This is a genomic window from Kurthia sp. FSL E2-0154 (genome assembly GCF_038003625.1).
GTDB lineage: Bacteria > Bacillota > Bacilli > Bacillales_A > Planococcaceae > Kurthia > Kurthia gibsonii.
Genome location: NZ_JBBOPO010000001.1, coordinates 545,385 through 558,377, shown reverse-complemented (window position 1 = coordinate 558,377; position 12,993 = coordinate 545,385). Strand labels below are relative to the sequence as shown.

16 protein-coding genes are annotated in these 12,993 nt (G+C 36.9%); 3 read left to right on the top strand and 13 right to left on the bottom strand.

The window, feature by feature from the left end; all coding sequences use genetic code 11:
• Positions 1-2: 2 nt before the first annotated feature.
• Genes resA through MHB75_RS02630 form a run of 4 tightly spaced genes read right to left on the bottom strand, consistent with a single transcriptional unit; the run spans position 3 to position 2,692 of the window.
• The gene (resA, locus tag MHB75_RS02645) at positions 3-533 is read right to left on the bottom strand and encodes a thiol-disulfide oxidoreductase ResA (RefSeq protein WP_141272527.1); all 531 of its coding nucleotides are present in this window, start codon (positions 531-533) and stop codon (positions 3-5) included.
• Between the two features lie 34 nt (positions 534-567).
• Complete coding sequence (locus MHB75_RS02640) at positions 568-1,299, bottom strand: pseudouridine synthase (protein WP_141272525.1); 732 nt, start codon at positions 1,297-1,299, stop codon at positions 568-570.
• 42 nt (positions 1,300-1,341) lie between these two features.
• Positions 1,342-1,941 (bottom strand): SMC-Scp complex subunit ScpB, encoded by a 600-nt coding sequence (gene scpB / locus MHB75_RS02635; protein ID WP_141272645.1) that lies wholly within the window; start codon positions 1,939-1,941, stop codon positions 1,342-1,344.
• The gene (locus tag MHB75_RS02630) at positions 1,913-2,692 is read right to left on the bottom strand and encodes a segregation/condensation protein A (protein WP_141272523.1); all 780 of its coding nucleotides are present in this window, start codon (positions 2,690-2,692) and stop codon (positions 1,913-1,915) included. Before MHB75_RS02630 ends, scpB begins: the two co-directional genes overlap by 29 nt.
• A 54-nt stretch (positions 2,693-2,746) precedes the next feature.
• On the opposite strand from MHB75_RS02630, the gene MHB75_RS02625 reads away from it, so the two are divergent.
• Complete coding sequence (locus MHB75_RS02625; RefSeq protein WP_340998532.1) at positions 2,747-3,250, top strand: DUF309 domain-containing protein; 504 nt, start codon at positions 2,747-2,749, stop codon at positions 3,248-3,250.
• A 19-nt stretch (positions 3,251-3,269) separates the two neighbouring features.
• Here the strand turns inward: MHB75_RS02625 and MHB75_RS02620 are convergent, their stop codons facing one another.
• The 7 genes from MHB75_RS02620 to MHB75_RS02590 form a co-directional block, all read right to left on the bottom strand.
• On the bottom strand, positions 3,270-3,641 hold the full coding sequence (locus tag MHB75_RS02620) for a GNAT family N-acetyltransferase (protein ID WP_068454530.1): 372 nt from the start codon (positions 3,639-3,641) through the stop codon (positions 3,270-3,272).
• Positions 3,642-3,746: 105 nt separating this feature from the next.
• A complete protein-coding gene (gene lysA, locus MHB75_RS02615; protein ID WP_340995803.1) occupies positions 3,747-5,060 on the bottom strand; it encodes a diaminopimelate decarboxylase in 1,314 nt (437 codons plus the stop codon).
• A 182-nt stretch (positions 5,061-5,242) separates the two neighbouring features.
• Complete coding sequence (locus MHB75_RS02610; RefSeq protein WP_340995802.1) at positions 5,243-6,565, bottom strand: thymidine phosphorylase; 1,323 nt, start codon at positions 6,563-6,565, stop codon at positions 5,243-5,245.
• Positions 6,566-6,581: 16 nt separating this feature from the next.
• Complete coding sequence (gene deoB / locus MHB75_RS02605; RefSeq protein WP_340995801.1) at positions 6,582-7,778, bottom strand: phosphopentomutase; 1,197 nt, start codon at positions 7,776-7,778, stop codon at positions 6,582-6,584.
• Between the two features lie 123 nt (positions 7,779-7,901).
• Positions 7,902-8,807, bottom strand: coding sequence for a site-specific tyrosine recombinase XerD (xerD, locus tag MHB75_RS02600; RefSeq protein WP_340995800.1), 906 nt, complete (start codon positions 8,805-8,807; stop codon positions 7,902-7,904).
• A gap of 116 nt (positions 8,808-8,923) precedes the next feature.
• Entirely contained in the window at positions 8,924-9,391 is a 468-nt protein-coding gene (fur, locus tag MHB75_RS02595) for a ferric iron uptake transcriptional regulator (RefSeq protein WP_068454541.1), read from the bottom strand.
• Positions 9,392-9,589: 198 nt separating this feature from the next.
• Positions 9,590-10,144 carry an NUDIX domain-containing protein gene (locus MHB75_RS02590; protein WP_141272511.1) on the bottom strand — a complete coding sequence of 185 codons (555 nt, stop codon included), beginning with the start codon at positions 10,142-10,144 and terminating at the stop codon, positions 9,590-9,592.
• 76 nt (positions 10,145-10,220) lie between these two features.
• Between MHB75_RS02590 and MHB75_RS02585 the strand changes: the two genes are divergently transcribed.
• Positions 10,221-11,123, top strand: coding sequence for an aldo/keto reductase (locus MHB75_RS02585; protein WP_340995798.1), 903 nt, complete (start codon positions 10,221-10,223; stop codon positions 11,121-11,123).
• A gap of 128 nt (positions 11,124-11,251) precedes the next feature.
• On the opposite strand, the gene MHB75_RS02580 is transcribed toward MHB75_RS02585, so the two are convergent.
• On the bottom strand, positions 11,252-11,500 hold the full coding sequence (locus tag MHB75_RS02580; protein ID WP_068454547.1) for a YqkE family protein: 249 nt from the start codon (positions 11,498-11,500) through the stop codon (positions 11,252-11,254).
• A gap of 72 nt (positions 11,501-11,572) precedes the next feature.
• On the opposite strand from MHB75_RS02580, the gene MHB75_RS02575 reads away from it, so the two are divergent.
• Positions 11,573-12,598 carry an alpha/beta hydrolase gene (locus tag MHB75_RS02575; RefSeq protein WP_340995797.1) on the top strand — a complete coding sequence of 342 codons (1,026 nt, stop codon included), beginning with the start codon at positions 11,573-11,575 and terminating at the stop codon, positions 12,596-12,598.
• Positions 12,599-12,659: 61 nt separating this feature from the next.
• Here MHB75_RS02575 and MHB75_RS02570 read toward each other — a convergent pair whose 3' ends face one another.
• On the bottom strand, positions 12,660-12,899 hold the full coding sequence (locus MHB75_RS02570; protein ID WP_068454549.1) for a YneF family protein: 240 nt from the start codon (positions 12,897-12,899) through the stop codon (positions 12,660-12,662).
• Between the last annotated feature and the right edge of the window lie 94 nt (positions 12,900-12,993).

The window sequence follows — 12,993 nt, the reverse complement described above, 5'->3', positions numbered from 1 at the left end:
ATTTAAGGTTGAATGCTCTCCATATACTGTTTAAATTCTTTTTCTGTAATTCCATATGTTAGAATGCGCTTAATTTTCCCCTTAGAATCAATTAAAAATGTAGCAGGTAATTGGTCTACATTGTACGCACGCATAACGGATTTTGTCTGATCAATCGTCATTGGAAAATCCAGTCCATAAGAAGACACAAAATCACGTACTTCAAAATCAGATTGCGCAATATTAATACTAATTACTTGTACACCCTTATCTTCAAATGCTTTATATGCTTCATTTAAAGCAGGCATTTCTTTTTTACAAGGCGGACACCACGTTCCCCAAAAATTCAGAAGAACGCCACGACCTTTATAATCAGACAGTTGATGTTTTTTCCCGTTTAAATCTGTTAATACAAAGTTTGGTGCTTGGTCGCCTTCTTTGACGACTTTTTTTGAACCACCCGTAGCGGTGACATACACTGTATAACTAATTGCTGCTACGAGGACGGCTAAAATAATGGAACGAATGAATAATCTTTTTCTCTTTCGTTGCATTTATTCCATTACCTCCTTATAGACGAATTGACGATTACCCGATTTTACCTGTTTCAGCTAACACGCGAAGTTGCTTTACTTCATGTGCTGTTAATTCACGTGATTCCCCTGCATTTAGACCAATTGGTGTTAAGAAAGCAAATTCTTCACGCTTTAATTTACTTACAGGGTGCCCTACTGCTTCAAACATACGACGAACTTGACGATTACGTCCTTCGTGAATTGTAATTGCGACAATTGATTTGTCTAATTTTACATCAGAAGAAATAATACGCACACGAGCTGGCGCTGTTTTGCCATCTTCTAACATGACACCTTTTTCAAGTTGACGAATTTCTTCACGACGTAAAACACCTTTAATTTTCGCTACATACGTTTTATCAATGTTATAACGAGGGTGCGTTAATTTATTCGCAAAATCTCCATCATTCGTTAATAACAGAACACCTGATGTATCATAGTCTAGACGACCAACTGGGAAAATACGTTCTTCTACTTCTGGGAATAAATCGACAACTGTTTTACGTCCACGGTCATCTGATACAGCTGAGATGACACCACGTGGTTTATATAGTAAATAGTATACTTTTTTCTCTGATTCGATTTTTACGTTTTCAACTTCTACTTGATCTGAGCTTGTCACTTTTGTACCTAGTTCACGTACAACGACGCCGTTCACTTTTACTTTACCTTCTAAAATTAGTTGTTCTGCTTTTCTTCTTGATGCAACACCTGCGTGTGCAATTACTTTTTGTAGTCTTTCCATTCTATTCACCTCATAGGAATTCATCCTGATTTTGTTTTGTTATTATGATTGATTTGCTTCTTCTAAAAAAGCTTCTTGGAATTTTGACATGAATAAATCTTGTCCGTCTTCCGGTAATTGATCTTGTTCTTCTAAAGGAGGTAGTTCCTCTATATTTTTTAGACCAAAGTAATTTAGGAATTCTTTTGTCGTACCATATAAAATAGCGCGACCCGTTCCCTCAACACGTCCTACCTCTTGAATAAGTCCTTTTTGATTAAGCGTGTGCAGTGCGCGTTCACACTTTACACCACGCAACTCTTCTACTTCAACACGAGGGATGGGCTGCTTATAAGCGACAATCGCTAACACTTCGAGCGCTGCTTGCGATAGTGATTGTGCTGGTGGATTTTCAACCAACTTTTCAATCACTTCAACATTTTCAAGCTTTGATACGAGTTGATATGTACCTGCAATCTCTTTTAATGTAATCCCTCTTGAAGCATCTAATTCATATTGATTCATCATAGAGTGAAGTGCTTCTGTTAATTCTTGTTCTGTCGACTCTGTTAATTGGCTTAGTTGTGAAATAGTTAAGCCATCTTCACCAATGACAAAGAGAAGACTTTCAATTTTACTCATCAATGGATTCGAATGTTGCATCATCGACATCTCCTTCTTTTAAAATAACAAATAGTTGTTCAAAATTTTGTTGTTGTTCCACCATGACCATTTGACGCTTCATTAATTCAAGTAGTGATAAAAACGTTAAAACAAGCGTCGGTTTATCATCTGATTCAAATAAATCATAAAAATCAAGCGGTTGTTTTGCTTGTTTTAGTCGTTCCACAATCGACTGCATTTGTTGTCGAATCGATACGCCTTGTTTAGCTACTCGTGTACTTAGTGGTGCTTTTAAACGTTTTCGACGTAACATTTTTTGAAAAGCCGCGACTAAATCATAAACGTTCACACTTGTATCAAATAATTGCATCTGTTCATCTTGCATATAGTCGGATAAGTCACTTGGCGGACGTGTATAAGTTTGAACACGTTCTTCTTCTTTTTCTTTTAATTTTAAAGCAGCTTCTTTGTATTTGCGATACTCAATCAGTTTTGCCACTAATTCGTCACGAGGATCGGTAAAATCATCGTCAATATCAATTTCATCGAACTCACCTTCATGAACAGGTAAGAGCATTTTACTTTTAATTTCAAGTAATGTCGCTGCCATTACTAAATATTCACTTGCTTCATTTAATTCAAGTACTTGCATTGCACGAATATGTTCCATATACTGAGCTGTAATCTCACGCATTGGAATATCATATATATCAATTTCCAAACGATGAATTAAGTGTAATAATAAATCGAGAGGTCCTTCAAAGGCCTCTACTTTCACTTCATAAGACATATGATAACCACCTAACATTCATATCAAATTTAGTATAGAGGAAAGGTGAATAAAATGCACCCGATGAACCATCCTGCATTCGTCCAATTTCTCACATATTTCAACGGGAATCAAGATTTTTTTGAATGCCATGAAGTATTAGAAGATTATTGGAAGGAGATTGCAGAAAGAGAGCGTAAACATCCACTTGTAGGTTATATTCAACTTGCGACGGGTTTATATCATTGGCGCCGAGGAAATAGCCGCGGTGCAAAAACGTTATTGGTACGAAGTCACGCGTTATTGCATGCAGCACGAACTACGCCTTTCGCTGAAAAAATCGACTATGATGACTTGCTACATCAAATTGAACAGACAAGACTCGCTATTACTGAAGGCGCTCGTTTTAAAACTTTTTCAATTGATATAACAGATCATCTATTAAAAGAAGTGGTTCAAAATGAGATAGAACAGCTTCCTGTAATTGATCCAGACTATTTATTGAATAAACACCGCTTACGTGACCGGACAGAAGTCATTGAAGCGCGTGAGTTGGCACTCGCTACAAAACAACGCTAAACATGAAAAGAAGCAGACATTATACGTGAATGTCTGCTTCTTCTTTTGTATGAAGACATTTTTCGATAAATGGCTTAGTCAATTGACAAGCACTTACACGACAAGTAGGATTTTGCTCTGCTAACTCTTGTACCATCGTTGTCCCAATTCCTTCTCCTCTATGAGAAGGGTCAACTGAGATATGACGGACAATCAATTCTGTATCGAATCGTTCCACACCGATTAAACCAATGTAGTCGGCATCTAGCTTATACAAATATAATTCCCAATCTTGTTCGGTATCATACTTTTGAATCGTTTGTTGCAATACTTTTAAATCTTTTTCATCTGGCATAAAAGAAAGTAGCCCCATTGCGATTTTTTCGTATGTTTTTTTATATCGATTTAACATAGATTATAATCCCTCTTTTTTTAAACCTAAACTATATACTTGGCTATACTACACGAAATTTTACTATCCCGCAACTTTTTTGCCATTTTTTAGGATAAAACAGAATTATTCACCTAGCGTGAATGGTAAATCTAATTTCACTAAATCTTCCATTGTTTCTCTTTTTACAACTAATTGATGTTGGCCATCTTCAACGAAAACAACTGCTGGACGCGGCATACGATTATAATTACTTGCCATCGCATAACCATAAGCACCTGTACAGAATGTCGCAAGTAAATCATGTGCTTCTGCTTTTGGTAATGTTAAATCTTCGATAATTTTATCGCCTGATTCACATAACTTTCCTGCAATTGTATAAACCGTATCTGCTTTTTCATTCATCTTATTTGCAAGTACACCTTCATATTTTGCATCATATAATGCTGGACGAATGTTATCACTCATGCCACCATCGATTGCGATATAGTTGCGTACATCTGGTACTACTTTACTTGAACCAATTGTGTAAAGTGTCGTTCCAGCATCCCCTACTAATGAACGACCTGGTTCGATCCAAATTTCAGGTAAAGCGACTTCGTGTGCCGCTGCTTCTTTTTTCACAGCTTGTATCATATCATCTACATAAACAGCTGGCTCAAGAGGTGCATCTTCTTCTGTGTAACGAATACCGAATCCACCACCAAGATTTAATACTGTCGCTTTGAATCCTGTTGTTTTTTCCCACTCAGCCATTTTCGCTACTACTTTTTGTGCAGCTAAGCTAAATGCTTCTGTTTCAAAGATTTGCGAGCCAATATGACAGTGCATGCCTTTTAATTGAAGGAAGTCATGTTGATAAAGCTGTTGAAAAGCTTCATCTGCTTGACCATTGCTTAAGTCAAACCCGAATTTCGAATCAGCTTGACCTGTTGTAATAAAATCATGTGTATGTGCTTCAACACCTGGTGTTACACGAATTAATACATCCATCTTCTGTTGCTTTACTGTTGCTAATTCTTTTAATTTTTCAATTTCATAGAAGTTATCAATGACGATACAACCGATTTTTGAATCGAATGCTTGATGTAATTCCTCTAGTGATTTGTTATTGCCATGGAAATGGATTTTAGCACTTGGGAATCCAGCTTTTAAAGCTGTATATAGTTCTCCACCTGACACGACATCCACCGATAACCCTTCCTGTGCAGCCACTTGATAAATCGCTACTGATGAGAAAGCTTTTGAAGCATAGGCTACCTGTGCTTTCACACCTGCTTTTTCAAATGTATCCACAAAACCACGCGCACGTTCTCTAAATAGCGCTAGATCATATACAAATTGTGGTGTTCCGTATGTAGCGGCTAGTTCTGTTGTATCGACTCCCCCAATTGTTAAATGCCCTTTTTCATTTACTGCTTGTGTGCCATATAAATGCATGTCAAATCCCCCTGAATCCGCCATTGTGTGAATGGTCGGAATTTTCTTTATTAAAAAACTTTATCATAGGATGGGGAATTGTGCCAATCATTGTTTTTCTATGAAAACGTTTTTATTTTTAAAATTCTTCTTAAAAGACAAAAAAACATCTTGAGATTTTTAAAACCTCAAGATGTTTTCAATCATTGACTTAAATCTTTACTTTTTAAAACACTTTTTGCATCAATTGCATCGACTGGCTGTTCACTATACGTAATCGACTGTTGCGCACGCACTGCAAATGCTTCATCAATTGGCTTACTTGCATACAGTTCCATCACGACATCATCCGGCTTTACAGCATCACCTTTTACTTTGTGTAATTCTACACCTGCAAAGTAATCGAGCTCATCTGCTTTTGTATGACGACCTGCACCTAAATCTAATGAAATTTGTCCAATTGTTTGTGCATCAATTTTTTCAATATAACCATGCGCTTCTTTCGGCGCTTTTACAGCTACACGATATGCTGGTTCAAAGTTCAAATCAATTTCTTCATTTGAATCGTTCAAGCGTTGCGCTCTCACCATCTCTTCAAACTTCTTCACTGGTTCACCTGAATTTAACACATCAAGTACAGCTTGCTTCGCTTCTTCGTGCGTTTTCTTCGTTGCGATTTCATACATGTAAGCAGATACTTCAATACTTGTATTTAAAAGATTTGGATCTGCTTCATCTGGATTTTTTAATAAACCATATGCTTCTTTTACTTCGTTTTTATTCCCAATTGTACGACCTAATGGATTATCCATTGAAGATAATACCGTCACGATCGATTTATTCGAGCCTTCTGCAATTTGAATCATCATTTTAGCTAACTCAGTTGCGACTTCTTTCGTTTTACAAAATGCACCTGAACCATACTTCACATCAAGTACCATACCATCAGCACCACTTGCTAACTTTTTACTCATAATAGAACTTGCAATCAGTGGCAGTGAATCGACTGTACCTGTCACATCACGTAATGCATAGAGCTTTTTGTCTGCTGGTACTAAGTTTTGTGTTTGTCCTGCTAACGCAAAACCAATCTCATTCACTTGATTTAAGAATTGTTCTTCTGTTAAATCAATACTTACACCATCAATCGCTTCTAATTTATCAAGTGTGCCACCCGTAATACCAAGACCACGACCTGATAACTTCGCTACTTTTACACCTAATGCGGCAACAATCGGCGCAACAATTAGTGTCACCTTATCGCCAACGCCACCTGTTGAATGTTTATCGACTTTATAACCATTAATAGCAGATAAATCAATAATGTCACCTGAATGTAGCATCGCATTCGTTAATGCTAATGTTTCCTCAAAATCTAATCCATTGATACGAATTGCCATTAGTAAAGCAGATGCTTGATAATCTTCAATTGTATCATTGACATAACCATCAATAAAAAATTGAATATCTTCTTTTGTTAAAGGTTGATTATTTTTCTTTTTTTCAATGACATCCAAAATATGCATATACGTCTGTCCTTCCTTATTTCAATTGGGATAAGAAACTTTCACCGTACTCGGGTAACTTCACATCAAAATTATCTGCAACTGTCGCGCCAAGACTTGCAAAAGTTCGCATGTGGTCAAGTGCTTTCCCTTCTTTAAAACGTGGCGAGTACGCAATTAAAGGCACATATTCACGCGTATGATCTGTTCCTTCAAATGTTGGATCATTCCCGTGATCTGCTGTAATTAGTAGTAAATCATCTTCATGCATATTTTCAAATACTTCTGGTAAACGCGCATCAAACGCTTCTAGTGCTTCACCATAACCTTGTGGATCACGACGGTGACCAAAGTTTGCATCAAAATCTACTAAGTTGACGAATGATAGTCCGTGGAAATCACGTTTCATGACATTGACTAATTGATCCATTCCGTCCATATTACTTTTCGTACGAATTGCTTCCGTTACACCTTCACCGTTATAAATATCTGAGATTTTACCGATAGCGATGACATCAAGTCCTGCATCTTTCATCTCATTCATTACTGTACGACCGAATGGTGTTAGGGCATAGTCGTGACGATTCGCAGTACGTGTAAAGTTTCCTGGCTCGCCTACGAATGGACGCGCAATGACACGACCGACTAAGTACTCAGGGCGTTTTGTAATCTCACGTGCAATTTCACAAATTTTATATAGTTCTTCTAGTGGCACAATATCTTCATGTGCTGCAATTTGTAATACTGGATCTGCTGATGTATATACAATCAGAGCGCCCGTCTCCATATGTTCTTTTCCAAAATCCTCAATAACTGCTGTACCACTATATGGTTGGTTACACAATACTTTGCGACCTGTTTTTTCTTCTAACTCATCTAATAATTCTTGTGGGAAGCCTTCTGGATAAACTTTAAAAGGTTTGTCAATATTCAAACCCATAATCTCCCAGTGCCCTGTCATTGTATCTTTCCCGACAGAGGCTTCTTGCATAAGACCATAGTAGGCCTTTGGTTTTTCAACTTCTTGAATGCCTTTAAGTGGCTCTAATTCTATCATGCGACGAATATTTGAATAGCCTAAGCTCTCCATATGTGGCATATTCAGCCCGTTCATTTCCTCTGCAATATGTCCAAGTGTATCTGCACCTACATCGTTAAAAGCAGCTGCATCTGGTGCCTCACCAATACCTACTGAGTCCATCACAATTAAATGTATACGTTTAAATGGTTTCATTTTTAGTTCCTCCTACAATCGATTTCATTACTGATTCCCGAAAAAAGTCAGTCGTTGATTGTTCTTCTTTATTTTAACAAATTTTTTAGAAAAATAAACGTCAGACATCTGACATTTTAAAATTTATGCACGCGGATGGTATTGTTTATAGACATCAGATAGACGTGTTTTACTGACATGCGTATAAATTTGTGTTGTTGAAATATCTGCATGGCCTAATAATTCCTGTACAGCACGCAAATCTGCTCCATTCTCAATTAGATGAGTCGCAAATGAATGTCGTAAAATATGCGGTGTTAATTCATGCTGAATATGTGCTTTTTGTGCATAGCCCTTTAACAATTTCCATACGCCCTGCCTTGTTAATCTGTTCCCTCTCTGATTCAAAAATAACGCTTCACTTCGTCCTTTTGTACTTTCTAATTCACGTCTAGCTTGATTGATGTAAACCGTACATGTTTCAATCGCTGCTCGTCCAAGCGGAATAATACGCTCCTTCCCTCCCTTACCAAATACACGAATAAACCCCATAGAAAGATGGACATCTTCTACATTCAACTCAATACATTCACTTATGCGCATACCTGTAGCATATAAAAGTTCTAACATTGCTCGGTCTCTTTTACCCGCTGGCTTTTGTGTATTCGGCGCTTCCATCAACCTGTCGACTTCTTCAATTGATAGAATCTGCGGCAACTTCTGTTCTAGTTTCGGCATCTCCAAATGAACCGTCGGATCTTGTTGACAACGTTTTTCACGCAATAAAAACTGATGGAATGAACGAATAGATGAAATATGTCGTGAAATCGTACGTGCTGTTTTCCCGTCTTCTTGCAGTGCTTTTAAATGTTGTAAAATATGATAACGCTCGATTTCATCAAAAGTTGCTAATTGTTGCTGTTCAAAAATCGAATAGATATATGCGCGAATATCTTTGTCATACGATGTTAATGTATTCTGCGCAAGCTGTCTCTCTACACGTAAAAAATGTATGTATTCTTCTACTGCATCTCGTACTTCTGAATTCATCGTTTTCTCTCCTTCTCTATTCAAGATAGAAAAAAGGCTGTCCACATCAGTTTAAGCGCACAGTTTAGAATCAAGTAATTGATTTAAGCTGCTTTTTAAACTTTAGGACAACCCTTCTAGTTCTGGTCATTTGGTGATTGATCTTTTTTACTTGAACAACGCCAGCAAATCCCGTGGAATGTTAAACGGTGGTCTTTCACTTGGAAATTCCAACGCTTTTCAACAATTGCTTCCACATCTTCTAATAAATCTTCTTGGATTTCATCAACTGCACCACATTCGATACATACAAGATGGTGGTGGAAATGTGCAGCACCTTCTTGGCGTAAATCGTAGCGTGATACACCATCACCAAAATTAATTTTATCGACAATTTTTAATTCTGTTAACAACTCAAGTGTACGATACACTGTTGCTAAACCAATCTCTGGCGCTTTTTCTTTTACTAATAAATACACATCTTCAGCACTCAGATGATCTTCTTCGTTCTCTAGTAGTACGCGCACTGTCGCCTCACGTTGTGGCGTCAGTTTATAGCTCGCACCATGCAATTGCTTCTTTATTCGATCTATACGGCTTTCCATAGTGACGCCCTCCTAAACTATTCACATTATACCAAAACCTATGTTTGATTGACAACAAATAGTGGAATTTAAATGGAATGACTATCTTTTTATAATAATTATTATTAAATAACAAGTCAATTGAGAATATTGTTCACAGCAACTATGATAAACATATTTTCTCAAAAAGAAAACCTTTTTTACTTCATCTATACAAATTTATTTGTTTACCGACATATTTTGACGCATCCACATCACAGCAATGACTGTTTTCGCATCATAAATTCGACCATCTTGCATCATTTCTTCTGCTTCTTCTAAAGAGATCTCCATTAATTCGACAAATTCATCTTCATCTGGACTTGCCGGTTGCTCGATTTTATATAAGTCTTTTGCAATATAGAGGTGAATGATTTCATCTGCAAAGCCTGGTGATGTTGCAATTGTTTGTAGATACGCAAAGTCATGCGCGCCATACCCTGTTTCTTCTTCTAATTCTCGAACTGCTGTTACTGCGGGTTTTTCACCTGGCTCTAATTTACCCGCTGGAATTTCAACAATACTACGCTCTAAAGGCTTGCGATATTGTTCAACAACAATTAGACGACCATCTGCTGTAATTGGAATAATACCTACTGCTCCAGGATGTTTCACTAATTCTCTTGTTCCTGTTTTTCCATTTGGCAGACGTACTTGATCTTTTTTTACATCAATAATGCGTCCTTCATAAATTGTTTCAGATGAAATCGTTACTTCTTCAAATTTTTTGTTCATCTTATTCACTCCATGCTTTTAAGATTGATTATTTTTCCACTTACATTGTACCATTAAGTATGAGGAGGCGTTATATATGGAGTATAGAAACTTAGGTCCAAGTGATTTACGCGTGTCAGAATTAAGTTTAGGTTGTATGTCACTACCGATGGAATTACAAGAGGCACGCAACATTATTGATGCAGCAGTAGATGCTGGCATTAACTTTTTTGATACAGCAGACTTATATAATCATGGACGTAACGAAATTATTGTAGGAGATATTTTACGTAAAAAACGCCAAGATGTTATCATTTCAACAAAGGTCGGAAATGTATGGGACGCTTCTGGCGACAGCTGGCATTGGGATGCATCGAAAAAATATATCATGGAGGCCGTTAAGAAAAGCCTCGTCCGTTTAGGGACCGACTATATCGATTTATATCAGCTACATGGGGGAACATTAGAAGACAACTTTGAAGAAATTGCTGAAGCCTTTGAAGACTTAAAACGCGAAGGAGTCATTCGCCAATACGGTATTTCTTCCATTCGTCCAAATGTTATTGAACAAATGGCAACAATAGGTCGTCCAAGCGCTATCATGATGCAATATAGCGCGTTAGATCGTCGTCCTGAGGAATGGTTTGAGTGGATGAAAGAACGACGTATATCAGTTATTTCACGTGGTACAATTGCGAAAGGTCTTTTAACAAATGAATGGGAACAACGAATGACAGACAATGGTTTTCTAGACTACTCACAAGAAGAATTAGCTCACACACTGAAACAACTTGAACAATCTACGGATTATATGTTAAACGGTGCAATTGGCTATAATTTAAAACAAGATGTCATTGCGAGTACGGTTTTAGGTGTCAGTAGCTTGCCACAACTATATGAAATTATCGATGCCTATTATCACCCTGCTTCACAAGATGTTTTAGAACAATGGATGAACATGACAAAAGCAAATCGATACGAAGAACATCGTATGAAATAAATGTATGGCTAAAAAATATATAAAGATTAAAAAAACTGAAACCGCGCTGTGTCGCGGCTTCAGTTTTTTGTTTAGATTCTCTTATTTATGGGAACTGCACTGATAGTGTCTGTTTTAAAAATGTACGATTAAAATTTTGAACCTTGATCGCCGTATTGTTCTAACAATTCTTCAAAACTCATATTTTTCTCGCGTTGTTTTTTCTCAAATAACGCTTTTGCACGACGCTCTTCTTCTTGTTCTTTTTCTTGTGCAACTAAACTTTGTTTCGCTAACTTTAATTGACTTAAGACATCTGCATTTAATTGATCTTTTAATGTCAATCCGTCATCTGAAGTCGACTTCGGTTGAGTCATTTGTTTTTTCTTTTTCGCCATTTCTGTCACCTCGTATTTGATTTACATTTATTTTAGCAGAAAGTAAATCATTTGTAAGGTTTTGAAATGTCTATGGATTTTTTTAACATATTTAATTATGATGAACATGAGGTGATGAATTTGAAAAAGAAATGGCCTTTACTTGCTTCTGTAGCTACAAGTGCTTCCATAGCTGCACTTGGCTATACCATTTCCAATCGTGTTATGTATATGAAACAAAAAGATGAACAATTCATCTGGGACCGCGAAGTACAATCCAAACGTTTGAATGAAGATTGGTTTACACATGTAGCTAAAGAAAGTTTTATTGTACAATCACTAAATGGTTACCCCATTACATGCCACAAGATTCAGAGTACGACAAGTCCTAATACGATCATTATTTTACACGGAGTAACTGAAACACATATCAATTCCTTAAAATACGCACAAGTATTTGCTCGTCTCGGTTATAATATTATTGTTTACGATCAACGTCGCCACGGAAAAACAGGTGGCAAAACGACAAGCTATGGCTTTTATGAAAAGTATGATTTACAAGCTGTTGTAGAAGCTGTTCGTTCACAGATGACACATGGTGCACTGTTAGGAATTCAAGGTGAATCAATGGGCGCTGCTACAACTCTTCAATATGGTGGATTAGATGATACATTATTTGATTTTATTATTGCAGATTGTGCATTTTCAACATTTGAAAAACAACTCCACCATGTACTCATGCGCGATACACCGATTAAAACTGCTTACGCGGTAAAATTAGCTGACTTCTTTATTCAAAAACGTGATGGTTATACACTGCGTGAAGTCGCACCGATTGAAGCTGTTCAAAAGATTTCAAAACCTATTTTATATATTCATAGTTTAGAAGATACGTATATTCCACATACGATGTCAGAAGCGCTACATGCGGCAAAACCTGAAAATACACGACTTGTGTTATTCGAAAAAGGTGAGCATGCGCAATCATTTAATGAACAACCTTTTGATTATGAAAAAGAAATTATTAAATTTTTAGTAGACTTTCATATTAGTTATTTACCACAAGATTATCAATTCCCACAGAAAAAACATCGCACACACATTATTCAACCTGCATAACATATAAAAAGTGAGACCTACTAATGAGGCCTCACTTTTTTGGTTTATCTTAACGAATAAATTATTTCTTCTTTTTATCCATTTTATCTGTTGCTTTACTCATTTGGCTCATCACTTGGCGAACCTGTTTCTCAGATGGTTTGCGTCCCATTTGAGTCATCATCATACGAAGCATATCTTCGTTGATTGGTGGGTTTTCTTTTAAATACTTCATCATGTATTGGCGTGCGATGAAAAATCCACCCACAAGACCAACGATTAACGCAAGGATGATGAATGTAATGGCAAGACCTGTACTCACTTGTGTTCCTCCTCTATTTTCACATACGAGATAATACTCTCCATGAAGGATTATACAATAAAAAACATAGCCTATCTACATTTGTCGTAGATTT

Coding starts and splice junctions, on each gene's coding strand:
- resA (WP_141272527.1), bottom strand. CDS start 533: ATGCAACGAAAGAGAAAAAGATTATTCATTCGTTCCATTATTTTAGCC.
- MHB75_RS02640 (WP_141272525.1), bottom strand. CDS start 1,299: ATGGAAAGACTACAAAAAGTAATTGCACACGCAGGTGTTGCATCAAGA.
- scpB (WP_141272645.1), bottom strand. CDS start 1,941: ATGCAACATTCGAATCCATTGATGAGTAAAATTGAAAGTCTTCTCTTT.
- MHB75_RS02630 (WP_141272523.1), bottom strand. CDS start 2,692: ATGTCTTATGAAGTGAAAGTAGAGGCCTTTGAAGGACCTCTCGATTTA.
- MHB75_RS02625 (WP_340998532.1), top strand. CDS start 2,747: ATGCACCCGATGAACCATCCTGCATTCGTCCAATTTCTCACATATTTC.
- MHB75_RS02620 (WP_068454530.1), bottom strand. CDS start 3,641: ATGTTAAATCGATATAAAAAAACATACGAAAAAATCGCAATGGGGCTA.
- lysA (WP_340995803.1), bottom strand. CDS start 5,060: ATGCATTTATATGGCACACAAGCAGTAAATGAAAAAGGGCATTTAACA.
- MHB75_RS02610 (WP_340995802.1), bottom strand. CDS start 6,565: ATGCATATTTTGGATGTCATTGAAAAAAAGAAAAATAATCAACCTTTA.
- deoB (WP_340995801.1), bottom strand. CDS start 7,778: ATGAAACCATTTAAACGTATACATTTAATTGTGATGGACTCAGTAGGT.
- xerD (WP_340995800.1), bottom strand. CDS start 8,807: ATGAATTCAGAAGTACGAGATGCAGTAGAAGAATACATACATTTTTTA.
- fur (WP_068454541.1), bottom strand. CDS start 9,391: ATGGAAAGCCGTATAGATCGAATAAAGAAGCAATTGCATGGTGCGAGC.
- MHB75_RS02590 (WP_141272511.1), bottom strand. CDS start 10,144: ATGAACAAAAAATTTGAAGAAGTAACGATTTCATCTGAAACAATTTAT.
- MHB75_RS02585 (WP_340995798.1), top strand. CDS start 10,221: ATGGAGTATAGAAACTTAGGTCCAAGTGATTTACGCGTGTCAGAATTA.
- MHB75_RS02580 (WP_068454547.1), bottom strand. CDS start 11,500: ATGGCGAAAAAGAAAAAACAAATGACTCAACCGAAGTCGACTTCAGAT.
- MHB75_RS02575 (WP_340995797.1), top strand. CDS start 11,573: ATGGATTTTTTTAACATATTTAATTATGATGAACATGAGGTGATGAAT.